The organism is Pseudomonas sp. 2,4-D (genome assembly GCF_030418155.1).
Classification (GTDB): Bacteria; Pseudomonadota; Gammaproteobacteria; order Pseudomonadales; family Pseudomonadaceae; genus Aquipseudomonas; species Aquipseudomonas alloputida.
The window spans coordinates 1-23,823 of the sequence record NZ_JAUHUI010000050.1 but is presented as its reverse complement, the minus strand read 5'-3'; the positions used below and the strand labels follow the sequence as shown (position 1 = coordinate 23,823).

General features: G+C 62.9%; 19 protein-coding genes and 1 pseudogene. 10 read left to right on the top strand and 10 right to left on the bottom strand.

Going from position 1 to position 23,823, the window contains the following annotated elements:
• Positions 1–154 precede the first annotated feature (154 nt).
• From QYE47_RS24170 to dacB, 4 genes are all read left to right on the top strand, one after another.
• Positions 155–772, top strand: coding sequence for a response regulator transcription factor (locus tag QYE47_RS24170; RefSeq protein ID WP_003248700.1), 618 nt, complete (start codon positions 155–157; stop codon positions 770–772).
• 8 nt (positions 773–780) lie between these two features.
• Positions 781–4,413, top strand: coding sequence for a transporter substrate-binding domain-containing protein (locus tag QYE47_RS24165; protein WP_014591808.1), 3,633 nt, complete (start codon positions 781–783; stop codon positions 4,411–4,413).
• Positions 4,414–4,454: 41 nt separating this feature from the next.
• Complete coding sequence (locus tag QYE47_RS24160) at positions 4,455–4,799, top strand: YggL family protein (protein WP_003248695.1); 345 nt, start codon at positions 4,455–4,457, stop codon at positions 4,797–4,799.
• Between the two features lie 200 nt (positions 4,800–4,999).
• Positions 5,000–6,454, top strand: a complete 1,455-nt coding sequence (gene dacB, locus QYE47_RS24155) for a D-alanyl-D-alanine carboxypeptidase/D-alanyl-D-alanine-endopeptidase (protein WP_014591809.1) — start codon at positions 5,000–5,002, stop codon at positions 6,452–6,454.
• 105 nt (positions 6,455–6,559) lie between these two features.
• Here the strand turns inward: dacB and QYE47_RS24150 are convergent, their stop codons facing one another.
• Together QYE47_RS24150 and rlmKL are read right to left on the bottom strand one after the other, a co-directional pair.
• On the bottom strand, positions 6,560–8,950 hold the full coding sequence (locus QYE47_RS24150) for a diguanylate cyclase (protein WP_070384160.1): 2,391 nt from the start codon (positions 8,948–8,950) through the stop codon (positions 6,560–6,562).
• Between the two features lie 94 nt (positions 8,951–9,044).
• Positions 9,045–11,237 (bottom strand): bifunctional 23S rRNA (guanine(2069)-N(7))-methyltransferase RlmK/23S rRNA (guanine(2445)-N(2))-methyltransferase RlmL, encoded by a 2,193-nt coding sequence (gene rlmKL, locus QYE47_RS24145; protein ID WP_014591811.1) that lies wholly within the window; start codon positions 11,235–11,237, stop codon positions 9,045–9,047.
• 562 nt (positions 11,238–11,799) lie between these two features.
• Here rlmKL and QYE47_RS24140 point away from each other — a divergent pair.
• Positions 11,800–12,015, top strand: coding sequence for a ribosome modulation factor (locus QYE47_RS24140; RefSeq protein WP_003248687.1), 216 nt, complete (start codon positions 11,800–11,802; stop codon positions 12,013–12,015).
• 146 nt (positions 12,016–12,161) lie between these two features.
• On the opposite strand, the gene QYE47_RS24135 is transcribed toward QYE47_RS24140, so the two are convergent.
• Positions 12,162–13,184: a quinone-dependent dihydroorotate dehydrogenase gene (locus tag QYE47_RS24135; protein ID WP_014591812.1), complete on the bottom strand. Its 1,023-nt coding sequence runs from the start codon at positions 13,182–13,184 to the stop codon at positions 12,162–12,164.
• 137 nt (positions 13,185–13,321) lie between these two features.
• Here QYE47_RS24135 and QYE47_RS24130 point away from each other — a divergent pair, with 137 nt between their 5' ends.
• The 5 genes from QYE47_RS24130 to cobA all read left to right on the top strand — a co-directional run bounded on the left by QYE47_RS24130 (position 13,322) and on the right by cobA (position 18,967).
• Positions 13,322–14,536, top strand: coding sequence for a CmpA/NrtA family ABC transporter substrate-binding protein (locus QYE47_RS24130; RefSeq protein ID WP_014591813.1), 1,215 nt, complete (start codon positions 13,322–13,324; stop codon positions 14,534–14,536).
• Between the two features lie 11 nt (positions 14,537–14,547).
• On the top strand, positions 14,548–15,123 hold the full coding sequence (locus tag QYE47_RS24125) for an ANTAR domain-containing response regulator (RefSeq protein ID WP_003248677.1): 576 nt from the start codon (positions 14,548–14,550) through the stop codon (positions 15,121–15,123).
• Positions 15,124–15,307: 184 nt separating this feature from the next.
• A complete protein-coding gene (locus tag QYE47_RS24120) occupies positions 15,308–16,519 on the top strand; it encodes a NarK/NasA family nitrate transporter (protein ID WP_012053187.1) in 1,212 nt (403 codons plus the stop codon).
• A gap of 9 nt (positions 16,520–16,528) precedes the next feature.
• Entirely contained in the window at positions 16,529–18,199 is a 1,671-nt protein-coding gene (locus QYE47_RS24115) for a bifunctional protein-serine/threonine kinase/phosphatase (RefSeq protein ID WP_019437376.1), read from the top strand.
• A gap of 27 nt (positions 18,200–18,226) precedes the next feature.
• Entirely contained in the window at positions 18,227–18,967 is a 741-nt protein-coding gene (gene cobA / locus QYE47_RS24110; protein ID WP_070384161.1) for a uroporphyrinogen-III C-methyltransferase, read from the top strand.
• Between the two features lie 86 nt (positions 18,968–19,053).
• On the opposite strand, the gene QYE47_RS24105 is transcribed toward cobA, so the two are convergent.
• The 7 genes and pseudogenes from QYE47_RS24105 to QYE47_RS24075 all read right to left on the bottom strand — a co-directional run.
• Positions 19,054–20,088 (bottom strand): OmpA family protein, encoded by a 1,035-nt coding sequence (locus QYE47_RS24105; RefSeq protein WP_010953090.1) that lies wholly within the window; start codon positions 20,086–20,088, stop codon positions 19,054–19,056.
• A 111-nt stretch (positions 20,089–20,199) separates the two neighbouring features.
• Entirely contained in the window at positions 20,200–20,766 is a 567-nt protein-coding gene (gene sigX / locus QYE47_RS24100) for an RNA polymerase sigma factor SigX (RefSeq protein ID WP_003248665.1), read from the bottom strand.
• Positions 20,767–20,879: 113 nt separating this feature from the next.
• Positions 20,880–21,704 (bottom strand): mechanosensitive ion channel domain-containing protein, encoded by an 825-nt coding sequence (locus QYE47_RS24095; protein ID WP_019437374.1) that lies wholly within the window; start codon positions 21,702–21,704, stop codon positions 20,880–20,882.
• 2 nt (positions 21,705–21,706) lie between these two features.
• Entirely contained in the window at positions 21,707–21,979 is a 273-nt protein-coding gene (locus QYE47_RS24090) for a hypothetical protein (protein ID WP_014591816.1), read from the bottom strand.
• Positions 21,980–22,066: 87 nt separating this feature from the next.
• Positions 22,067–23,062, bottom strand: a complete 996-nt coding sequence (locus tag QYE47_RS24085) for a zinc transporter ZntB (RefSeq protein ID WP_070384162.1) — start codon at positions 23,060–23,062, stop codon at positions 22,067–22,069.
• 27 nt (positions 23,063–23,089) lie between these two features.
• The gene (rraA, locus tag QYE47_RS24080) at positions 23,090–23,581 is read right to left on the bottom strand and encodes a ribonuclease E activity regulator RraA (RefSeq protein WP_003248652.1); all 492 of its coding nucleotides are present in this window, start codon (positions 23,579–23,581) and stop codon (positions 23,090–23,092) included.
• A gap of 12 nt (positions 23,582–23,593) precedes the next feature.
• Positions 23,594–23,823 (bottom strand): annotated as a pseudogene (locus tag QYE47_RS24075) (hypothetical protein); the annotation flags it as partial.

Below are 23,823 nucleotides of genomic sequence, written 5' to 3'. Positions count from 1 at the left end.
AGCGAGTTAAGCACACCTATTCCGTAGCCCATTTTGTTTTATCTTGTAAGCCGTTTCCCATATAGGCCTAACAGCCACTCCTCGCACGCCTGAGGACTTCCAACTGCGATAAGGTGCCCACTGTCACCCTCAATCGACCGCAGGGAAGTTGAACATGCACTCCATATTTATCGTTGACGACCATCCGGTGATTCGCCTGGCCGTCCGTATGCTGCTGGAAAACCAGAATTACAAGATTGTCGGCGAGTCGGACAACGGCGTAGACGCCATGCAGATGATCCGCGAGAGCAACCCCGACCTGGTCATCCTCGACATCAGCATCCCCAAGCTAGACGGCCTGGAGGTGCTGGCCCGTTTTCAGAGCATGGCCCTGCCCTTGAAGGTTCTGGTATTGACTGCACAGTCCCCGGCATTGTTTGCCGTACGTTGCATGCACTCGGGCGCAGCAGGTTATGTCTGCAAGCAGGAAGACTTGAGTGAACTGCTCAGTGCTATCAAGGCCGTACTGGCTGGTTATAACTACTTCCCCAGCCAGGCAATAAAAAACAACCAGACGACCGACAGTGACCTGCAACTTTTCCGCCAGGTAAATGACCGCGAACTGATGGTGCTTCAACTTTTCGCCCAAGGCCGCAGCAACAAGGAAATTGCCAAAGGCATGTTCCTCAGCAGCAAGACTGTCAGTACCTACAAGAAGCGTCTCATGCACAAACTGCAAGTCAATACGCTGGTCGATCTGATCGAGATGGCCAAGCGCAACGCGCTGGTCTGAACGTGGTCATGGCCCGAGCTATCAATCGCCTGCTGCTCGTCCTGCTGCTGCTCAGCGGCGCGACACAGGCTGGCCATCGCGAAGCCGCGTCCTTTACGTTACTGGCGCGCTCATCGGCCCACCCCGTCCAGCCCGTGCTCACGCCCGAACAACGGCAATGGCTCGAAGGCCGGCAGGAACTGGTGCTGGGCACATCGGCACCCGACTATCCGCCGTTTGACATCACCGGTGGCGGCAACGACTACCAGGGCCTGACCGCCGAGTACGCAAACCTGATCGGCAAGGCCTTGCAGTTGCCAGTGAGGGTGCTGCGTTTCTCCAGCCGGCAGGCGGCGGTGGAGGCGCTCAGGCACGGTGATATCGACCTGCTGGGCAGCGCCAATGGCTACGAAGCGGCCAGTGACGGCCTGGCACTGTCGCGCCCCTATGCCGTCGACCAACCTGTACTGGTAACCCGTGAAGACGAAAACCGGGCACTGGACACGGACCTTGCCGGCATGCGCCTGGGCATGCTCTACCACTATTTGCCCAGACAGGAAGTACTCACCGCCTACCCCAAGGCCGAGCTGCTGGCCTTCGGTTCTTCCAGCCAGGCACTGAATGCTGTCGCGTTCGGGCAGGCCGACGTGTTCATCGGCGATACCATCTCCACGCACTACCAGCTCAACCGTGGTCATCTGCCCCGCCTGCGCATGGCCAACTTCGGCAAACACGAGGCCATCGGCTTCGGTTTTGCCTTGCGTCAGCAAGATACCGTGCTGCTGGACCTGGTGAACACCATCCTGGACAGGCAAAGCCCGGCCATTCGCTCCAGTATCTTCAAACGCTGGAGCGCCGGCAGCGACCTGTTGCTGAGCGATCGCCAACTGCAATTGAGCGCGGCCGAGCAGCAGTGGCTGGAGAAGCACCCCGTGATGCGCGTGGCAGCCGATGACGCGGCTGCACCACTGTCCTACTTCGATGATTCGGGGCATTTCCGAGGCATCACCGCCGACCTGCTGGACCTCATTCGCCTGCGCACCGGGTTGCGTTTCGAAGTGCAGCGCGCCAGTGGCATTGCCGACATGGTCGCCCGCCTCAAGGATGGCCGGGCCGATGTCATCGCCGCACTGGCCAGCGCCGGCAAAGCAGGGGACGACCTGCAAATCAGCCGCCCCTACCTCGAAAGCGCTTATGTGCTGGTCAACCACAAGGACAACAACACATTGAGTTCACTGGAGCAGTTGCAGGGGCATCGCATCGCCATTACCCGCTACAGCACCATGAACGCCATGCTGTCCCGGGATTATCCAAAGATAAGCTGGGTCGAGACCGAAAGCGCGTTCTACTCCATGGCGTTGCTCAACAGCGGGGCTGTAGATGCGGTGATCACCACCCTGATCGACGCCAACCACGCCTTGGCCAGCAACCCCGAACTGGTCATCCGCACCTCGGTCGGCAGCGAACCCGCCAACTTCGCCATGGCCACCACTGCCCCGTCACCGGCGCTGTTGTCTATCCTCGACAAGGCTTTGCTGAGTATCTCACCCGAGGAGCTGGGGGTAATCAACAACCGTTGGCGCGGCTTTGGCAGGCATGAGGATGACAACACCAAAGGCTACAGCCGCCTTGCCCTGCAGGTGGTGCTGGCCACGGCCGTGCTTTTGTTGCTGGCCCTGCTCTGGAATGCCCGCCTGCGCCTGCAGATTCGCCAGCGCCAGCGCGCCGAACGCGCGCTGAACGACCAGTTGGCATTCATGCGCGCCCTGCTCAACGGTACGCCCCACCCCATGTATGTGCGCGACCGCGAGGGTTGCCTGAAAAGTTGCAACTACAGCTACCTTGAAGCCGTGCAGGCCCGCTCCGATCAGGTGATCGGCAAAAAACTCAAGGACAGCCTGTTTGCCGATTCCGAGCAGGCTCGGCAGATCCAGGCGGATTACCAGAAAGTCATGGCGGCGGGTTCACCACTGATCAAGGACCGTCCATTACGGATCAAGGACCGGGACCTGACCATCTACCACTGGATCCTGCCGTACCGTGACTCCCTGGGTGAGGTGCAGGGGATCATCGGCGGCTGGATCGACATCAGCGAACGCCGCCAACTGGTCCTTGAGCTGCGCCAGGCCAAGCAGCAGGCCGACGATGCCAACCGGGCCAAGAGCACGTTCCTGGCGACCATCAGCCACGAAATCCGCACCCCGATGAATGCCGTCATCGGCATGCTGGAACTGGCGGTCAAGCGCGCCGACCAGGGCCGGGTGGACCGCAGCGCGCTGGAACTGGCACACCATTCGGCCAAAGACCTGCTGGGCCTGATCGGTGACATTCTCGACATCGTGCGCATCGAGTCCGGGCACTTGTCCCTGGCCCCGGAGGTGGTCGACCTGGCGGCGCTGGTCGAATCGGTGGCGCGCATTTTCGATGGCCAGGCGCGGCAGAAAGGGCTGGCCCTGGAGGTGCAGATCGCCCCGGCCGCACGCTGCCATGTCCTGCTTGACCCGCTGCGCTTCAAGCAGGTGCTGTCCAACCTGGTGAGCAATGCCATCAAGTTCACCGAGCACGGTCAGGTGCGCATCTGCGTCAGGCTGCTGGATGACGGCACCAGCACACCAGCCGTACTGGAGCTGGAGGTGCGCGACAGTGGCATCGGCATCCACCCCGACGACCTGCAGCGCCTGTTCAACCCGTTCATCCAGGCCAACCCGCACAGCCAGGGCGCCCGCGCAGGTACCGGGCTGGGCCTGGCCATCTGCCGCAACCTGTGCGAAATGATGGGCGGCAGCCTGTCCATGAAGAGCCTGGAGGATGTCGGTACCCAGGTGCGCCTGAAGATGCCGCTGCAACGGGTGGATGGCGCAGAGCAGCCGAAACCGCTGCCCGAGCAGCTCGACGTGCCCGACCCACGGCTGAACGTGCTGGTCATCGATGATCACCCGGCCAACCTGCAACTGATGGCGCAACAACTTGGCTACCTGGGCCTGGAGCACGCCAGCGCCCGCGATGGGCAGGAAGGCCTGGCGACCTGGCGGGAAGGCGACTTCGATGTGCTGGTACTCGACTGCAACATGCCGCACATGAACGGTTACCAGCTGGCGACTGCCGTGCGCGCCGAAGAACGCCAGGGCAAGCGACCACCCTGCACCATCCTCGGCTACACCGCCAACGCACAGCCGGAAGTACGCCGCAAGTGCCTGACCGCCGGCATGGACGACTGCCTGCTCAAGCCCATCAGCCTGAGCACCCTCAGCCAGCGCCTGGCTGGCATTCGCCCGCGCCGCCAGCAATGCCCCCGACGCAAGCTGTACCAGCTGGACGGCCTGGCCGCCGTGGTCGGGCCTGACCCGGTTGACCGTCAGCGCTTCCTGGAAACCTTGCATCAGAGCCTTCAGGCCGACCTGGCCAGCCTGATGGCGCTTCACCCGCAACACGACAGCGGCGCCATTGCCGAGCAGGCCCACAAGGTGCTCAGCGCCGCACGCATGCTGGAAGCCCCTGACCTGATGGCGGCCTGTGAAGCCCTCGAGGCCAGCGACTTGCCCATTGCCCAGGTGCGCCTTCGGCGCCAGGCACTGGCACGGCATATGTGCCGAGTGGAACGTGCCCTGGCCAAGGAATTGGCCACAAGCACGAATACTCAGGCAGGCAACCACACGTGTTAACTGGTAGACTGCGCGGCGTTATTACCTAAGAGGATTGTTTCATGGCCACAAACCGCTCCCGTCGTCTGCGCAAGAAGCTGTGTGTCGACGAGTTTCAGGAATTGGGCTTCGAGCTGAACCTGGAATTCAAGGAAGATCTGGATGACCAGGCAATCGATGCTTTCCTCGACGCGTTCCTGGAAGAAGCCATGGACGCCAACGGCCTGGATTATGTAGGCGGTGACGATTTCGGCCTGGTGTGCTCGGTCAAACGCGGCTCGGTCAGCGAAGAACAGCGCGCTGCCGTTGAAGCCTGGCTCAAAGGCCGCAGCGAACTGACCAAGATCGAAGTCAGCCCGCTGCTGGATGCCTGGTACCCGGAAAAGCCTATCAACAAGGCTGAGTGATACTTGTCAGCTTCGGGCTGAAAGGTTGATTGCTGAAAAGGCCACCCCATTCGGGTGGCCTTTTTATTGGCGATGCTTTTCCGTCGAACGTGACGCATCGCGGCTGCGCTTGGGGCATAATGCGTACTGTTTACGTCGTGGGGCCATCATCTCTTACAGCCCCAAAGCCCTTTTCCCTCGCCGCAGGGTATTCACTCGCTATGATCAAAACGCTTCGTCCCTTCATACTTGCCGGCCTGCTGTTGCCACTTGCCTTGCCCAGCCACGCCGCCGTCAATACCACCCTGCCTGCCAAAGTGCAGCAGGCGCTCAAGGCCAACAAACTGCAGGACACAGCACTGTCGCTGGTGATGCTGCCGCTGGACGGCCCCGGCACCCCGACCGTGTTCAATGCCGATGTGTCGGTGAACCCGGCGTCGACCATGAAACTCGTCACCACCTACGCCGCCCTCGAACTGCTCGGCCCGACCTTCCAGTGGAAAACCGAGTTCTACACCGACGGCACCCTGAGCAACGGCGTGCTTAACGGTAACCTCTACCTTAAAGGTGGCGGTGACCCCAAACTGAACATGGAAAAGCTGTGGCTGCTGATGCGTGACCTGCGCGCCAATGGCGTGCGCACCGTCACCGGTGACCTGGTGCTGGACCGCAGCCACTTCGTGCAACCCAACCTGCCGCAGTTCAACGACGACGGCGGTGATGAAAACAAGCCGTTCCTGGTCAAGCCCGACTCGCTGCTGGTCAACCTCAAGGCCCTGCGCTTCGTGGCGCGCAATGATGGTGGCAAGGTCACCGTCGCAGTCGAGCCGCCGATTGCCAGTATCCGTATCGACAACCAGATCAAGCCGGTAGCCTCGAAGAAATGCACCGGTGATGTGCGCTACAACCCGGTGCCCCAAGCCGACGGCATCAGTGTAACGGTCAGCGGCCAACTGGGTGACGGCTGCAACTCGCAAACCTACCTGTCACTGCTCGACCATCCCACCTACGCCGCCGGTGCCGTGCGCGCAATCTGGAACGAACTGGGTGGCAACATCCAGGGTGGCGACCGCATCGAGAATGTGCCCAAGAGTGCTCGCCTGCTGGCCCGAGCCTTCTCGCCAGACCTGGTGGAAGTGATCCGCGACATCAACAAGTACAGCAACAACACCATGGCCCAGCAGCTGTTCCTGAGCCTTGGCGCGCAGTTCCGCACCGATGCCGATGGCGACGACGCCCGTGCTGCCCAGCGCGTGGTACGCCAATGGCTGGCGAAAAAGGGCATCACCGCGCCGCATCTGGTGATGGAAAACGGCTCTGGCCTGTCGCGTGCCGAACGGGTCAGTACCCGGGAAATGGCCGAGATGCTGAAAGCCGCCTGGAAGAGCCCTTACGCTGCCGAGTTCATGAGCTCGATGCCGCTGGTGGGCATGGACGGCACAATGCGCAAACGTCTCAAGCGCACCGCGATGACCGGTGAAGGGCACATCAAGACCGGCACACTGAACACTGTGCGGGCGATTGCCGGCTTCAGCCGCGACAGCAACGGCCATACCTGGGCGGTAGCGGCAATTCTCAACGACCCGAAACCGTGGGGTGCCTCGCAGGTGCTGGATCAGGTGTTGCTTGACCTGTATCGCCAGCCGAAGCTGGCTGGCAGTACAGCGGCCAACTGACGCCAGCTGCCACTCAGCCGGGCCCGATTGCGCAGTCGATGCAGGAGCGGCTTTGCGTCCCGAAAGGGCCGCAAAGCGGCCCCCACGCCGACCGCGCGCACGGTTTTATACCAGCTCCCCCTCCACCCGGTCCCGCCCGGCCTGTTTGGCCGCATACACGCCGGCGTCGGCGCGCAACAGCAAGGCATCGGCGCCTTCGCCCGACCGCCAGCCCGCCACACCGAAGCTTGCAGTCACCTGGCCCACGCCTTCCACCGGTACATTGCGCACCCCTTGCCATAACTCCAGCGCCAGCAGCCGGGCCTGATCGGCATCGCTGCCCGGGCAAAGCACCATGAACTCTTCCCCGCCCAAGCGGCAGAACACATCGGTACGGCGCAAACGCTGAGCGATGCGCTGGCAGAGGCTACGCAGCACCCGGTCGCCGACAGCATGGCCGAAGCGGTCGTTGATGCGCTTGAAGTGATCGATGTCGAGCATGATCACCGCCAGCGGCAAGCCATCGCGCTGGGCCCTTTCCAGTTCGATCTTGAGCCGCTCCTGAAAATAGCGACGGTTATGGATACCGGTCAGCGAGTCGGTGACCGACAGCGCCCGCAACTCTTCCTCCACGCCCTTCAGGTCGGAGATGTCAGTCAGGTAGCCATGCCACAGGGTGCAGCCCTGCTCGCCCACTTCCGGGGTCGCCTCGCCACGCACCCAGCGCATTCCGGCCCGTGGCAGGCAGACTCGATACTCCTCGCGCCAGGGTGACAAGTGTTCGGCCGAATAGCGCACCGAGCGGCGCACGCGTTCCAGGTCATCGGGGTGGATACGCTCGAACACCGCCGAGGCATCCTCACGCAACTGCATCAGGTCGATCTCATAAATGTCATACAGGCCCATGCTGGCGTATGGAAAACACGAATGGCCGTTGGCATCCAGGCGATATTGGTAGATACCGCCCGGCACCTCGGCGCTGAGCTTTTCCAGCAACCGGTCACGCGCTGCCAACGCCTCATGCACCCGGCGCCGCTCGGTCACGTCAATGCAGATGGCCAGGTAGCCAACCCACAACCCCTGTTCGTCGAGCATGGCAGTCACCAGCATGTTGGCGACCAGCTGGCTGCCATCGGCCCGTAGCAAGGTCCACTCGCCAGGCTCGGCCCCGTGCTCCTGCACCGTTTCAGCGAACATCGCCTGGCCGCCAGGAATGGCGCGGCCAAAACGCAAGCTCAAGGCCTGGGCACGCAGGTTCAGCTCCTCCGGCAGTACCAGGTCTTCAAGGCGCAAGCGGCCGATCGCTTCGCTGGCCGCGTAACCGAGCATGCGTTCGGCACCGGCGTTGAACGTGCTGACCACCCCCTTGAGGTTGGTGGCGATGATCGCCACCTGGGTCGCGGCATCCAGCACACTGCGCAGTTGGTTGTGGGTGCCACGCAACGACTGCTCGCTGACCTGCAACTCGGCAGTACGCTGAGCGACCAGGGCCAGGGCGCGCTGACGCTGGCTGAACAGGCTGTAGAGCAGCACGCTGAGCAACAGGCTCAACAGTCCGCCCAACAAACCGACCGCCATCACCGCCGAGGAGCGGTTCGCCTGCGCGAACGCCTGGCTTGGCTGAATGCTCAGCTGGAAATGGTGATCGGCCAGGCGCAACAACTGATTGCTGGCCAGGGCCAAGGGCGCGACCGGATTTTGCGAATCGAACATCACGACGGGGCCTTGTAACCCGGACGGGTCCGTGATGCGCACGACCAGGTTGTCATCAACCGCTACCGGTCGACCGTCGCTGACCAGCTCGCGCATGCTCAGCAACGCCATCACATAGCCCACTGCCGCACCGCGGGGGTCGGCATCGGAAAATACCGGCGCTACCATCAGCAGGCCGCGCCCTGCCGATTGGGTATCGAACAGGGCCAATGGCTCGGACACCGCCATGCTGCCCGGCGCCAGCGCCCGCGCCAGGGCCGCCTGGGGCCCGCTTTGACCAGCGAGGTCCAGGCCATAAGGCAACCCGGGCCGTTCGCTCGATTGGGTATAGAGCACCGGGAAGTAATGGTCGCGCTGCGAAGCCGGGCGCCATTGGCCTTGCGCGTCCTGGTCACGGATCACATAGCCTGGGCCGGTATGGGCACTGGCCAGGCGCTCGAATTCGGCGCGTTGCGCAGCCTCGACGCGCGGCGCCCAGGCATAGGCCAAGGTGCGTTGCAGCAGTGGTCGGGCATAGCCGTCGAATTCGCGCGGGGTGATCTCGCTGGAAAAACTGAAGAACCGCCGCAGCCCATCCAGGCGCTGCTGCTGTTCGTCAAAGCGCTCGGCAATACGGCTGGCGCGCTCGCTGGCCAGCAGCTCGAAGCGCTGGCGCAGCTGCTGTTTATAGAAGGTGTGCGCGGCAAATGCCAAGGCAGCGGTCAACAAGCCGCCCGCCACCAGTGCAATCAGCGCCATCGCCCACGCGGACGCCCTCTCTGTGCACAAGCCAAGCAACCGCGCACGCACGCCACACTTTGACATACACCCATCTCGTCACGTCAGCGTCCTGCGGATTATCTTGCCCTGCCCTCAGTTATAGCTATTGGCCATTATCCGTGCAATGTACCTCGTCGCCTCAACGAAGCTGCAAACGCCAGGCGCGATGGATACGGTTGTTACGGGCGAAGTCCGGGTCCAGGGTCTGGGCGCTGATTTCTTCCACCACGTAACGCGCCATCAGGTGCTCGTCCAGCTGGAACTTGCGGAAGTTGTTGGAGAAATACAGCACGCCCCCCGGCGCCAGACGGGCCATGGCCAGGTCCAACAGCTGCACATGGTCACGCTGCACGTCGAATACGCCTTCCATACGCTTGGAGTTGGAGAAGGTTGGCGGGTCGATGAAGATCAGGTCGTAGCTGTCACGGTTACCTTCCAGCCAGGCCATTACATCGCTCTGCTCCAGGCGGTTGCGCTCGGAATAGCCATTGAGCGCCAGGTTACGCCGTGCCCAGTCCAGGTAGGTTTTCGACAGGTCGACGCTGGTGGTGCTGCGCGCACCGCCCTTGGCCGCGTGCACGGTGGCCGTGGCAGTGTAGCAGAACAGGTTGAGGAAGCGCTTGCCGGCAGCCTCACGCTGGATGCGCATACGCATCGGGCGGTGGTCGAGGAACAGCCCGGTATCCAGGTAGTCGGTGAGGTTGACCAGCAGCTTGACGCCTCCTTCGTTCACCTCCTGGAAGCGGCCCTCGGTAGCCTGGCGTTCGTACTGGCGCGTGCCGCTCTGCCGCTCGCGACGCTTGAGCACTACACGCTGCGGCGAAATGCCCAGCGCCTGCGGGATGGCAGCCAGTGCATCGAGCAGACGGGCCTGAGCCTTGTCCGGGTCGACCGAACGTGGTGCGGCGTATTCCTGCACGTGTACCCAGTCCTGGTACAGGTCGACCGCCAGGGCATATTCAGGCATGTCGGCATCGTACAGGCGGTAGCAGTCGATCTGCTCGCGACGGGCCCACTTGCCCAGTTGCTTGAGGTTCTTCTGCAGGCGGTTGGCAAACATCTGCGCCCCTTCCGATAGCCGCGCGGGCTCGCTGGCCTGCGGCACCTGCTGGCGGGCTTCGGTGCCTTCAGGCTGCGCTTCGCGGCGTTCACCGGTGACGAACTGGTCAGGCTGCACCTTGAACAGCAGCAGCTTGCATGGCAATGCGCCGTTCCAGAACGCGTACTGCTTGTGGCTACGAATGCCCATGCGCTTGCCCAGTTGCGGCGCACCAGTGAATACCGCTGCTTCCCAGCCCATGCAGGCCTGGCGCAGGCGCTCGCCCAGATTCTGATAGAGGTACAGCAGGCTGGCTTCGTCACCCAGACGCTCACCGTAGGGCGGGTTGCTGATGACCAGGCCTTTCTGGTTCTGGTCCGGGCGTGGCTCGAAGGTGCTGACTTCGCCCTGGTAGATCTTCACCCAGTCGCCAAGGCCGGCACGCTCGACGTTGTTGCGGCCCGGCTGGATCAGCCGCGGGTCAGCCTCGTAGCCACGGATCCACAGCGGTGGCTTGGCCAGGCCGGCCTGCGCGCGCGCCTGCGCTTCGTCATGCACCTTGCGCCACAACGCCGGCACATGGCCGAGCCAGGCACTGAAGCCCCAGCGTTCGCGCTTGAGGTTGGGGGCAATATCGGCGGCGATCATCGCTGCCTCGACCAGGAAGGTACCCACACCGCACATCGGGTCGGCCAGCGCACCACCTTCGGCCGCGATACGCGGCCAGCCAGCACGGATCAGCACCGCCGCCGCCAGGTTTTCCTTCAGCGGCGCGGCGCCTTGCTGCAGGCGGTAGCCACGCTGGTGCAGGCTGTGCCCGGACAGGTCGAGGGACAGAATGGCCTCGCCGCGGTCCAGGCGCAGGTGCACGCGCACGTCAGGGTCGATCTTTTCCACGGACGGGCGCAGGCCTTCGCGGTTACGCAGCTTGTCGACGATCGCATCCTTGACCTTCAGCGCACCGAAGTGGGTATTGTCGATGCCAGAGCCATGGCCGCTGAACTCCACAGCCAGGGTGCCGTCGGCTGCCAGGTGGTCAGCCCAGTCGACCGCGTGCACACCGTCGTAAAGGTCGTCGGCGTTCTTCATCGAGAAGCGCTTGAGCACCAGCAATACGCGGTTGGCCAGACGTGACCAGACACACAGGCGGTAAGCAGTTTCCATGTCGGCGGCGCCGCGAATGGCCGAGGTGTGCTCGCGCACCTCGTCAAGGCCGAGGCCCCTGGCCTCTTCGGCGAGCAGGCTTTCAAGGCCTTTGGGACAGGTGAGGTAAAGTTCGAAACGGTCCGACATGAGTATTCCAGCGCCTTGGGCTATTTGACTGACGGGGCGACGCATCGCCCCGCGATGTTTGCCCGTACACCTTTCCAGCAGGCGTGCGGGTGGCTTTCTGCGGCACACAACGCGCTGCAGAAAAGCCGGGCCGCCTGACCGATCCGTGCCTGGCCCAGTGGCAAAGACAGCTTAGATCATCAGGCAGTACGCGTAATTCTGGCGATCTGCGGGCCAATGTGACCCTTCGTCGCATTTCAAATTATTTCTGTCATCCGCAAACAACGCTGGCGAAATGACGTCAAAGAACGGCAAACCCCGATCATTGCAGGGCTAAACACCAAATAAGGTTGAGTCGCATTTATTTACTTATCCCCTCACCCTTGGAAAGGTTACGTGCTTATGACAAATCGATCATTCACACCGTGACTCGCATTCGATAGAACTGGTCTCAGGCCGCTTCGCAACGAGGCGGCACTTTCAGCTCGCCACGCCGGCAGCGAGCGCAAACCGGCAGAACGACTCTGCCCGGCCTCGGAGAGGCCGACGGGACATTACAGTCAACAAGTGAGGGCAACACCCTATGAGAAGACTTAAGCGTGATCCGTTGGAAAGAGCATATTCACGTGGCTACCAATACGGGGTCACCGGCAAATCCCGCGAACTTTGCCCCTTCAATCTTCCTTCTGTTCGCCAAGCCTGGATCAACGGCTGGCGTGAAGGTCGCGGTGATAACTGGGACGGAATGACTGGCACCGCTGGCATCCATAGACTCAACGAAAATCACGCCGTTGGCTGAACGAGGACACTGAATTCGATTTACCATGCACGCCCCATCCGGGCGGCGGGCTAAGGCCCAGGGGCCCCTTGAAGGGGCCCTTTTTATGCCTTGGCAAACCTCATCAGCTGTACCAACACTCCCCCTGCAGGGGCGGGCTGGTGAGGTTACCGCGGCATTGCCGCGATAGCATCCACCGCTTCGCGAATCAGCGCCGGCCCTTTGTAAATGAAGCCCGAGTAGATCTGCACCAGGCTCGCCCCGGCTGCGATCTTCTCGGCAGCATGACGGCCTTCGGTGATGCCCCCAGCGGCAATGATCGGCAACTTGCCGCCCAGCTCACCTGCCAGCACCTTGACGATATGGGTGCTCTTCTCCAGCACCGGTGCGCCCGACAGGCCGCCCGCCTCGCCACCGTACGGCAATGCTTCGACACCTTCACGGCCCAGCGTGGTGTTGGTGGCGATCACCGCATCCATGCCCGACTCCATCAGCGCGGCGGCCACCAGCGCCGTTTCTTCGTCGCTCATGTCCGGCGCGATCTTGATTGCCAGGGGCACGCGCTTGCCATGTGCACCGGCCAGTTGTTCGCGGCGCTCGGCCAGGGCGTCGAGCAACTGCTTGAGCGAGTCGCCGAACTGCAGGCTGCGCAGGCCCGGGGTATTGGGCGAGCTGACGTTGACCGTGATGTAGCTGGCGGCGGTGTAGACCTTGTCCAGGCAGATCAGGTAGTCATCGACGGCACGTTCGACCGGGGTATCGAAGTTCTTGCCGATGTTGATGCCCAGCACCCCCTTGTAGCGCGAGGCGCGTACGCGCTCGAGCAGGTGATCAACGCCCAGGTTGTTGAAGCCCATGCGGTTGATGATGGCCGTGGCTTCCGGCAGGCGGAACAACCGGGGCTTGGGGTTGCCAGGCTGCGGACGCGGGGTGACAGTGCCGATTTCGACAAAACCGAAGCCCAGCTGGGCGAAGCCGTCGATGGCCGCGCCGTTCTTGTCCAGGCCAGCTGCCAGCCCCACCGGGTTGGCGAAGTTCAAGCCCATGACCGAAACCGGCAATGACGCCGGTTGCTTGCACAGCATGCCGTTGAGGCCCAAACGGCCACCGGCGCCGATCAGGTCCAGGGACAGGTCGTGGGAAGTTTCCGGGGAAAGCTTGAACAGCAGCTGGCGGGCCAGGGTATACATGGGCGGGCAAGGCTCAGGGTGAGTGAGGGGGCGATTATAGCCAGCGCGGGGCTGACAGGACAGCAAATCGTGGAGCGCTTGGCACATCGGTTGCACCCGTTCAGCCCACAGCCTTATCAGTAAGGGCGAGGACTCTTGTGAACACTGTACCCCGAGCAACGCCCCTGGCCTGGGTCAACGGCAGCGACGCGCCGGAAAAAACCAGCCTGAACATCGGCTACATGGCCCTGACCGACTGCGCCTCGGTCGTGGTCGCCGCCACCCAGGGCTTTGCCCAGCAGCACGGCCTTACCCTCAACCTCCAGCGCCAGGGCTCGTGGGCCGGGCTGCGCGACAAGCTGGTCAGCGGCGAACTGGACGCCGCGCATTGCCTGTATGGCCTGGTCTACGCCGTGCACCTGGGCATTGGCGGCGTACCTGCCAGCGACATGGCCGTGCTAATGGGGCTGAACCAGAATGCCCAGGCTATCAACCTGTCCCCTGCCTTGCAGCGCAAGGGCGTGACCAACCCTGAGGCACTGGCGCGTCTGGTGCACCAGCATGGCGCACGCCTGACGTTCGCCCAGACCTTCCCCACCGGCACCCACGCCATGTGGCTGTATTACTGGCTGGCCAGCCAGGGCATTCACCCGCTGCGCGACGTCGACAGCGTAGTGGTGCCACCGGCGCAGATGGCTGCACACCTCCAGGCCGGGCGCATTGACGGTTTCTGCGTCGGCGAGCCCTGGGCCGCCGACGCCGTGGCCAAAGGCCAAGGCTTCACCCTGGCCACCAGCCAGTCGATCTGGCCGGATCACCCGGAAAAGGTCCTGGCCTGCGCCCGCGTCTTTGCCGAGCAATACCCCAACAGCGCCCGTGCGCTGATCAAGGCGATCCTCACCGCCAGCCGGTTCATCGAGCAAAGCCCGGAAAACCGCCGCAGCACCGCGCAACTGCTCAGCGCAAGCGCCTACCTGGACACCCCGCTGGACAGCATAGCCCCCCGCCTGCTCGGCCATTATGAGGATGGCCTGGGCAACCAGTGGCAAGACCCACACGCCCTGCGCCTGTTCGACCAAGGCCGGGCCAACCTGCCCTACCTGTCCGACGGTATGTGGTTCATGACCCAGTTCCGCCGCTGGGGCCTGCTGCGCGAAGACCCCGACTACCTCGGCGTGGCCCGGCATGTCCAGCAACTGCAGTTGTACAGCGAGGCCGCACAGAGCCTGGGCATCGCTTGCCCAGGCCAACCGATGCGCAGCAGCCTGCTGATCGATGGCTCCCGCTGGGACGGCAGCGACCCCTTCGGCTATGCCCGCAGTTTCAGCTTGCATGCCTTGGGCGACCTGCCCGATGCCCGTGTCGGCGCGTGAGGGGGACGAACATGTTGCGCATCCTGCTGATCGACGACACCCAGAGCAAGCTCGGTCGCCTCAGGGCGGCGTTGAGTGAGGCCGGCTTCGAGATCATCGAAGCCCCAGACCTGACCATCGACCTGCCCGCCTGCGTCGAAACGGTGCGCCCGGACGTGGTGCTGATCGATACCGACTCGCCAGACCGCGATGTGATGGAACAGGTAGTGCTGGTCAGCCGTGACCAGCCGCGGCCCATCGTGTTGTTCACGGACGAGCACGACCCCGGGATGATGCGCCAGGCGATCCAGGCAGGGGTCAGTGCCTATATCGTCGAAGGCATCCATGCTGCGCGGCTGCAGCCGATCCTGGACGTGGCCATGGCCCGCTTCGAAAGCGACCAGGCACTGAAGGCGCAGTTGCTGGCGCGCGACCAGCAATTGGCCGAACGCAAGCGCATCGAGCAGGCCAAGGGTTTGCTGATGAAGATGAAGGATTGCAACGAAGAGCAGGCCTATACCCTGATGCGTCGCCAGGCCATGAGCCGGCAGCAGAAGCTGATCCAGGTGGCCGAACAGATCATTGCCATGCATGAGATGCTCGGCTGATGCGCTGAAAATCTCAAGCCAGCCCCACCAGAAGTTGGCCCATCTCTTGCTCAACAAATTTCACCGGTAGCCAACGGCGGTTACCCCACTTGAATCCCGACAAAGACGTCGCTCTCCCCTCCACACCCATGGAGCGGGTAGCGGCGTCTTTTTCGTTCCGTTGTACTACCGAGTGAGGTGTTCGATGAGTGCCAGCTTCTGGAAATCCGGGCATGTGCCCACGCTGTTCGCCGCGTTTCTGTACTTCGACCTCAGCTTCATGGTCTGGTACCTGCTGGGCCCGTTGGCGGTGCAGATTGCTGCCGACCTGCAACTGAGCGCACAACAACGGGGCCTGATGGTGGCCACGCCGATCCTGGCCGGGGCGATTCTGCGCTTCGCCATGGGCGTTCTGGTCGACCGCCTGTCGCCCAAGACGGCTGGCCTGATCGGCCAGGTGGTGGTCATCGTCGCCCTCGCCGCAGCCTGGTACCTTGGCGTTCACAGCTATGAACAGGCCCTGCTGCTAGGTGTTTTCCTGGGCTTTGCCGGTGCGTCCTTCGCCGTCTCGCTGCCGCTGGCCTCACAGTGGTACCCGCCACAGCACCAAGGCAAGGCCATGGGCATCGCCGGCGCCGGCAACTCCGGCACGGTGTTCGCGGCCTTGCTGGCACCGGCACTGGCAGCGGGCTTTGGCTGGAACAATGTGTTCGGCTTTGCGCTGATCCCGCTGTCACTGGCGCTGGTGGTGTTCGCCCTGTTGGCGCGCAATGCCCCGCAACGGCCCAAGCCGAAAGCCATGGCCGACTACCTCAAGGCACTGGGCGACCGTGACAGCTGGTGGTTCATGTTTTTCTACAGCGTTACCTTCGGCGGCTTCATCGGCCTGGCCAGTGCCCTGCCCGGCTACTTCAGTGACCAGTACGGCCTGAGCCCGGTCACCGCCGGCTACTACACCGCCGCTTGCGTGTTCGCCGGCAGCCTGATGCGCCCGCTCGGCGGCGCCCTGGCTGACCGTTTTGGCGGCATCCGCACCCTGCTGGGCATGTACGGCGTCGCCGCCATCTGCATTGCCGCAGTCGGCTTCAACCTGCCCTCTGCCGCAGCCGCACTGGCGCTGTTCGTCAGCGCCATGCTCGGCCTGGGTGCCGGCAATGGCGCAGTGTTCCAACTGGTGCCACAACGCTTCCGCCAAGAGATCGGGGTAATGACCGGCCTGATCGGCATGGCCGGGGGCATCGGCGGCTTCCTGCTGGCGGCCGGGCTTGGCACCATCAAACAGCACACTGGCGATTACCAACTGGGGCTGTGGCTGTTCGCCAGCCTGGGCCTGCTGGCCTGGTTCGGCCTGCACGGGGTGAAACAGCGCTGGCGCACCACCTGGGGCTCGGCTGCAGTCACTGCAGCGCGGGTCTGAGGCACGCCGATGAGCCTGCTACTGAGCTTTGCCCAGGCCAGCGCCACCGGGCCGCGCGCGGAAAACCAGGACGCCCTGCGCCTGGTGACGCCGGCACCAGAACTGGCCGCCAGCAAAGGCTACCTGTTCGCCTTGGCCGACGGCGTCAGCCAATGTGCCGACGGCGGCCTGGCGGCGCGCGCCAGCCTGCAGGCACTGGCCCTGGATTACTACGCCACCCCGGCCACCTGGAGCGTGGCCCAGGCCCTCGACCGCCTGCTGCTGGCGCAAAACCGCTGGTTGCGCGCCCAGGGCAGCGGCCAGCCGTTGCTGACCACGCTTAGCGCGCTGGTGTTGCGCGGCCGGCGCTTTACCTTGGCCCATGTAGGCGACTGCCGGGTGTACCGCTGGCACGAGGGGAACCTGCAATGCCTGAGCGAAGACCATGTATGGGACCAACCGGGCATGCAGCATGTACTGAAACGGGCACTGGGCCTGGACCAGCACCTGCTGGTGGACTACCTGGAAGGCGAGCTGCAACCGGGCGAATGTTTTCTGCTGCTTAGCGACGGGGTCTGGGCCAGCCTGGGCGAACAGCACATCCAGGCCGTGCTGCGCGAGCAAACTGACCTGCAACTGGCCGCCGACACCCTGGTGGCCAGTGCCCACCTCAACGGCAGCAAAGACAACGCCAGCGCCTTGCTGGTACAAGTCGAGCAACTGGGCACGGCCAACCTGGGCGATACCCTGGCGCAACTGCAACAATGGCCAGTGCCCGGCGCGCTGCGCGAAGGCCAGGTGATCGACGGCTGGCAGGTCGAAACATTGCATGCGCACAGCCGCCAGTCCTTGCTGTACAAAGTGCGCGATAGCCAGAACCAGCCTTGGCTGCTCAAGACCCTGCCCACTGCACGTGAACAGGAACCGGGGGCGGCGCAAGGGCTGTTGCTGGAAGAGTGGTTTCTGCGCCGCATCGCCGGCCGGCACTTCCCCGAGCTACACGCCGCCAGTCAGCGCCAGCACCTGTACTACGTAATGCGCGAATATCCCGGCCAGAACCTGGCGGCGTTGCTGGCCGAACAAGGCCCGCTGCCCCTGCCGCAATGGCTGGAAGTCGCCCGGCAACTGCTGCAGGCAGTCGGTGTGCTGCATCGGCGCAACTTGCTGCACCGCGACATCAAGCCAGACAACCTGCACCTGGGCCGTGATGGCCAGCTGCGCCTGCTGGACTTCGGCCTGGCTTATTGCCCAGGCCTGTCCGAATACCCGCTGCACGAGCTGCCGGGCACGCCCTCGTACATCGCCCCGGAAGCATTCGAAGGCCACCCGCCCAGCCCGCGTCAGGACTTGTATGCAGTGGGCGTGACCCTGTACCACCTGCTGACCGGACACTACCCGTACGGCGAGGTAGAGGCTTTCCAGCGCCCGCGCTTCGGCCAGCCGGTCAACGCCGCGCGCTACCGACCCGACCTGCCGGAATGGCTGCAGCACAACCTGCTGCAGGCTGTGGCGAGCGACCCGACGCAGCGCTTCGAAACCGCCGAACACTGGTTGCTGCTGCTCGAGCGTGGCGACCGCCAGGAACTGCCCAGTCGCCCCCGGCCGCTGCTGGAGCGCGAGCCGCTGAAGGTGTGGCGCACCCTGGCCCTGTTGTCGTTGCTGATCAATCTGATACTGCTGTTCACCCTGCTCAAGGGCTGAACGCGCCTTGCCGATGAGGAAACGCTGATGAATGCAAAAGTATGGCTGGTCGGTGCCGGCCCTGGTGACCCTGAACTGCTCACCCTCAAGGCAGTGCGTGCGTTGCAGCAAGCCGCCGTGGTCATGGTCGACGACCTCGTCAACCCGGCAGTGCTCGAGCATTGCCCGCAGGCCCGGGTAATGACCGTGGGCAAGCGCGGCGGCTGCCGCTCTACACCGCAAGCGTTCATTCAGCGCCTGATGCTGCGCCACGCGCAACAGGGCCGTTGCGTGGTGCGGCTCAAGGGCGGCGACCCTTGCATTTTCGGCCGTGGCGGTGAAGAGGCGCTGTGGTTGCAAGGGCATGGCATCGAAGTGGAGGTGATCAATGGCATCACCGCCGGCCTGGCCGGGGCCACCCAATGCGGGATCCCCCTGACTTCACGGGGCGTGAGCCGAGGGGTGACGCTGGTGACGGCGCACACCCAGGACGATAGCGAGCTGAACTGGGCGGCCTTGGCTCAGGGCGGGACAACGCTGGTGGTCTACATGGGAGTGGCGCGGCTGGAACAAGTGCGCCAAGGATTGCTGGCGGGGGGCATGGCGCCGGAAATGCCGGTGGCGATGATCGAAAATGCCTCGTTGCCGCAGCAGCGGGAGTGCAGAAGCGATGTGCAGGGAATGGTGGAAGCTGCGCGGGCGTTTGGTTTGCGTAGCCCGGCAATCCTGGTGATTGGGGAGGTGGTTGGGGAGCAGCAGGCTGTGGGGCGGATCGCAATCGCAGGCTGACCGCAGGAGCGGCCTTCAGGGCCGGTTAAAACCCAGGCAAAGAAAAACCCGGCCGAGGCCGGGTTTTTCATGAAGCTTCAAACCAATTACTTGGCCTGGGCTTCTACCTGAGCTTCAACGCGACGGTTGACAGCACGGCCTTCTTCGGTGGCGTTGTCAGCAACCGGACGGGTTTCGCCGTAGCCAACCGAGTCAACACGGCTGGATTCTACGCCGTACTGCTGGGTCAGCACTTGCTTGACAGCGTTGGCACGACGCTCGGACAGCTTCTGGTTGTAAGCGTCTGGACCCACGGAGTCAGTGTGACCTTCAACCACGGTGGTGGTTTGTGGGTACTGCTTCATGAAGTCAGCCAGGTTTTTGATGTCGCCGTAGCTGTTAGGCTTGACGACCGACTTGTCGAAGTCGAACTTGACGTCCAGCTCAACGCGAACGACTTCGGCAACAGCCGGGCAGCCGTCGGCGTCAACGGTAACGTTGGCCGGGGTGTCTGGGCACTTGTCGACGTTGTCGCACACGCCGTCGTTGTCGGAGTCGGAGCAGACTTCAGCAACTGGAGCAGGAGCAGCTTCAGCTTGCTTCGGGCTACCGCCGAAGTTCAGGCCAACACCAACGCTCGGGGCCCACTCGGTGTCACCCTGGTCGATGTTGTACTGAGCTTCTACGCCGGCACGGGCATAGAACATGTCGGTGATGTACCACTTGGCGCCAGCGCCAACGTTGGCGAAGGTGGAGTGGTCACGACCGCCACGGCCGGTCTGGCCCAGCGACTGGTGCGAGAAACCAGCGGAAACGTACGGACGGATGGCGTCGTACGGGTTGTTGAAGTGGTAAACGGCGTCCAGGGCGGTGTTCGAGCCCTTGATGTTCTTGCCGTCTTCGCCACGAGCGTTGTGTACTTCGTCGTAGCCCAGACGCAGCTCAACGTCGTCGGTCAGGAAGTAACCGATCGAGCCGCCGAACAGGTTGCCGTCGTTCTTGAAGTCGCGCTGGCTGTCGAAGAATTCTTTCTTGTAGAAGATTTCAGTCTCGACGGCGCCTTGACCTTGTGCCATAGCGCCAATCGAAGTGGCGGCTACAAGCGAACCAATGGCCAAGCCCAAGGTGTTTTTCAATTTCATCCGTTAAATCCCCATCTGGTGATAGTTAAGCAGTCCCACCACAAACAAGAGGGACAACTCGACGGCGAGTCTAGCAGAACTCGCCGGTTCGTTAGAGATATTTGCACGCCACTAAGTTTCATCAAGGCCGGCAAATTTCTCCCGAAGCTTGTCTAGCGCGCGCTTGTAACGCATTTTCGTCGCGCTCAGGCCCATGTGCATGATGTCGGCAATTTCCTGGAACTCCAGCTCTGCGACAAATCGCAGCACCAGAATTTCCCGGTCAATCGGGTTCACATGCACCAGCCACTTGTCCAGCCCGCCTTTTTCTTCCGGCTTTGGAGCCTTGTCTTCGGACGCCTCTTCAACAGGGTCCAGACTCAAGGCATCCATCAACCGACGTTTGCGGCGCTCCTTGCGGTACTGGGTAATGCACTCGTTGTAGGTGATGCTGTAGAGCCAGGTCTTGAACTTCGACTTACCCTCGAAGTTTTTCAGCCCGTACAGCACTTTCAGCATCACTTCCTGACAGACATCGTCCGCGTCACGGTCGTTCCCCAGATAACGCGCACAGACGTTGAACAGGGTCCGTTGGTAGCGCCGCATGAGCTCTTCATAGGCGCGGGTAACGTGGTACAGCTCCTCATGCGAACGCGCCACCAACTCTTCGTCTGTGAGCTCGCGGGGGTCATAGCGCATGGGCGGCGAATGAACTTTATTCAAAACGGATCTGGCCGACAGTCAGGTCAATGTCGCCGCGCGACCCCGTGGGTCGAATTTCGCGGCGGCATACATTAACAGCTTTTGTGCGGTTAGCGGCTATTGACGCGCTGTTCAAGCAGCTCGCGGTTAGCCAGCGACACCATTTCGCCATCATCGGTCAGCAGCGTCGTCTTCACCGTACCGATCTCCTCGATATGCCCTTCGACCTCTCCAATCCGCACCTGCTGGCCCACTTGGTACAGCTCGCGCACGTAGATGCCGGCAAGGATCTGCCCGGCAATTTCGCGACTGCCAAGGCCCATGGCCAAGGCAACGGCCAGACCAACGGTAATCAGCCCGATAACGATGACGTGGTTCAGCAGGTCGGTTTTCACTTCAAGCTGGCTGATGGCCACCGAGATGCTGATGATGATCACAAGGCCTTGGGTAATACGCCCCAGACCCGCCGAGTATTCCAGGCCGATACCTTCGGCAGCGCCACGCACCAGGCCGTTGGCCACCTGCGCCAGCAGCACGCCGGCCAGCAGCACCAGGGCCGCGCCGAACACCTTGGGCAAGTACAGGGCAAGCATGTCGAGGGTTGCCGAAACCCGCTCAAGGCCCAACGATTCGGCGGCCGAGACCAGGAAGATGAGCAGCACGAACCAATAGACGATCTTGCCGATCAGGGTCGAGATCGGCACCTGGATACCGCCGCGACCGAGCATTTTGGTGAGGCCGGTGCCGGCCATCAGGCGGTCCAGGCCAAATTTGGCCAACAATTTGGACAGCAGCGTGTCGAGCAGCTTGGCCACCACGAAACCGAGCAGCACCACGACCAGCGCGCCGAACAGGTTGGGGATGAAGTTCGCTACCTTGGTCCAAAGGGCAGTCATCGCGGTGACCAGGCTCTGGGTCCAGAGATCGAGTTCCATATTCAATCGGCCTTATCTGCTTTGCTGCCGGTGGCAGCGTTGCGGGAAGAGTGTCGACGCACCGGCGCAACATGCGCCGAGCCATTGTTCACGGCAATCAGCAGCGCCTGGCTCCAGCGGCCAAGCAGGCTGAACAGATCACCCGCGCCAACCTGGCGGTTGGCGGTTTTCAGCACGCGACCCAGGCAAGCGGCGTCGTCCCGGTCGTCCCGGTCATTGCCGGAGGGTGACGCCTTGAGCAGGTCGCGCAGGGATTCTTCAAACGGATCGTGCATGGGCACCTCGCGCAGTGTCAGCAAGAGACGAGATGGCCGGGCGACGGGTCACACATCCTGTTGGCACGAAGGTTTCAAATTGCACAACTATACCCACCGCAACCGCCGGAACAGCCACCACTGCCCCACGGCCAACCCCAGCACGACGATGCAGGCGGACAGGAAGCCCAAAGGGTTTTCCGCCCCGGGGATGCCGCCGACATTGATGCCCAGCAGCCCGGTGACGAAGCTCATGGGCAGGAAGATGCAGGTGATGATGCCAAAGCGGTACATGGTGCGGTTCATCCGCTCGCTACGCCGCCGGTCCTCGCTTTCCAGTACCAGCGCAGCGCGTTCGCGGGCCAGTTCCAGCTCTTCGAGGTAGCGGATCAGGCTGTTGTTGAGTTCATTCCAGTAATCGGCGTCGGCATTGGCGAACCAGCTCCATCTGCTGCGCGACAACTGCGCGTAGATTTCCCGTTGCGGGGCGAGAAAGCGGCGCAAGCCAGCGGCACGGCGGCGGATCTGCTGCAGGCTGCCCTGCTCCGGGGTGTACCGCTCGTCGGATTCGACCTTTTCTTCCTCCAGGTCGACGAGCTCGGCCAGGTCGCTGACCAGGCCCTGGACCTTTTCGGTCAGCAACTCACCCATCAACAACAACAGTTCCGAGGCCGATTTCGGTCCCCTGCCCTGTTCCAGCAACTGGAGAATTTCATCGCTGGCGCGCAACGGCCGCAGGCGCAGCGAGATAACCCGCTGCGCCTCGGCGAAGATGCGTACCGAAACCATGTCTTCGGGCTCGGCACCCGGGTTGAGGTTGACCCCCCGCAGGAACAGCAACAGCTGTTCGTCCGCCATGGGCAGCAGGCGCGGCCGGGTGTTTTCTTCCAGCAGCAGCTCGCAGGCGAACTCGCTCAGGCCGCTGTCGTGCAGCAGCCAGGAACGGGTTTGCGGATGGCTGCGGTCCCAGTGCAGCCACAGGCTCTGCTCCGGTTGCAACTGCAGGTCGTCCAGTTCGGTACGGGCAATCGAGCGCGCGCCACCTTTGCCATCGAGCACCAGGGCATGCACCAGCCCCCACTGCGCGTTGTCTTCCTCGAACATCAAAGCTCCATCAGCGCGTGCGGCGCATTACTCCGGCATTTTCAGCGGGCTTGGCGAGACCAGCACGCCATTGTTGTCGGCATATACATACTCACCCGGGCGGAAGGTGACCCCGGCGAAGGTGACCACCACGTTGAGATCGCCGATACCGCGCTTGTCAGTCTTCATTGGGTGGCTGGCCAGGGCCTGCACGCCAACGTCGGTCTGGATCAGCACGTCGACATCACGCACGCAGCCGTAGATCACCAAGCCTTCCCAACCGTTTTTTGCGGCTTTTTCGGCGAGCATGTCGCCGAGCAGCGCACGGCGCAGCGACCCCCCGCCATCGACCACCAGCACTTTGCCCTTGCCGTCGAGTTCGACCTGCTCCTTGACCAGCGAATTGTCCTCGAAACACTTGATGGTAACGATCTGGCCACCGAACGAATCGCGGCCACCGAAATTGCTGAACATCGGTTCCAGCACTTGCACCAGGTCCGGGTAGGCGTCACACAGGTCGGGCGTTACGTAATGCTGCATGGGAAGCTCCTGTCAGTCACAACGAAAGCGGGTATCGGCCAAGGCTACACCTTGGAGGCTGTCGTAGTCATCCGGGACCGGGCAGTCATTTGTATTCATCCTGTACCGGTCCTTCCACGCGGGACCGCACCTGCACAGGAACGCGCCGCTATCCAGCGTAAGAGTGGGTTTACCCGCGAATACGGTGGCGGCGTCAACAGTGAACGGCGGGTGGAGATTGGCCAGCAGGCCCGGCCCTTTCG

Excerpts from the sequence above, each read along its gene's own strand:
- QYE47_RS24170 (WP_003248700.1), top strand. The coding sequence starts at position 155 with ATGCACTCCATATTTATCGTTGACGACCATCCGGTGATTCGCCTGGCC.
- QYE47_RS24165 (WP_014591808.1), top strand. The coding sequence starts at position 781 with ATGGCCCGAGCTATCAATCGCCTGCTGCTCGTCCTGCTGCTGCTCAGC.
- QYE47_RS24160 (WP_003248695.1), top strand. The coding sequence starts at position 4,455 with ATGGCCACAAACCGCTCCCGTCGTCTGCGCAAGAAGCTGTGTGTCGAC.
- dacB (WP_014591809.1), top strand. The coding sequence starts at position 5,000 with ATGATCAAAACGCTTCGTCCCTTCATACTTGCCGGCCTGCTGTTGCCA.
- QYE47_RS24150 (WP_070384160.1), bottom strand. The coding sequence starts at position 8,950 with ATGTCAAAGTGTGGCGTGCGTGCGCGGTTGCTTGGCTTGTGCACAGAG.
- rlmKL (WP_014591811.1), bottom strand. The coding sequence starts at position 11,237 with ATGTCGGACCGTTTCGAACTTTACCTCACCTGTCCCAAAGGCCTTGAA.
- QYE47_RS24140 (WP_003248687.1), top strand. The coding sequence starts at position 11,800 with ATGAGAAGACTTAAGCGTGATCCGTTGGAAAGAGCATATTCACGTGGC.
- QYE47_RS24135 (WP_014591812.1), bottom strand. The coding sequence starts at position 13,184 with ATGTATACCCTGGCCCGCCAGCTGCTGTTCAAGCTTTCCCCGGAAACT.
- QYE47_RS24125 (WP_003248677.1), top strand. The coding sequence starts at position 14,548 with ATGTTGCGCATCCTGCTGATCGACGACACCCAGAGCAAGCTCGGTCGC.
- QYE47_RS24120 (WP_012053187.1), top strand. The coding sequence starts at position 15,308 with ATGAGTGCCAGCTTCTGGAAATCCGGGCATGTGCCCACGCTGTTCGCC.
- QYE47_RS24115 (WP_019437376.1), top strand. The coding sequence starts at position 16,529 with ATGAGCCTGCTACTGAGCTTTGCCCAGGCCAGCGCCACCGGGCCGCGC.
- cobA (WP_070384161.1), top strand. The coding sequence starts at position 18,227 with ATGAATGCAAAAGTATGGCTGGTCGGTGCCGGCCCTGGTGACCCTGAA.
- QYE47_RS24105 (WP_010953090.1), bottom strand. The coding sequence starts at position 20,088 with ATGAAATTGAAAAACACCTTGGGCTTGGCCATTGGTTCGCTTGTAGCC.
- sigX (WP_003248665.1), bottom strand. The coding sequence starts at position 20,766 with ATGCGCTATGACCCCCGCGAGCTCACAGACGAAGAGTTGGTGGCGCGT.
- QYE47_RS24095 (WP_019437374.1), bottom strand. The coding sequence starts at position 21,704 with ATGGAACTCGATCTCTGGACCCAGAGCCTGGTCACCGCGATGACTGCC.
- QYE47_RS24090 (WP_014591816.1), bottom strand. The coding sequence starts at position 21,979 with ATGCACGATCCGTTTGAAGAATCCCTGCGCGACCTGCTCAAGGCGTCA.
- QYE47_RS24085 (WP_070384162.1), bottom strand. The coding sequence starts at position 23,062 with ATGTTCGAGGAAGACAACGCGCAGTGGGGGCTGGTGCATGCCCTGGTG.
- rraA (WP_003248652.1), bottom strand. The coding sequence starts at position 23,581 with ATGCAGCATTACGTAACGCCCGACCTGTGTGACGCCTACCCGGACCTG.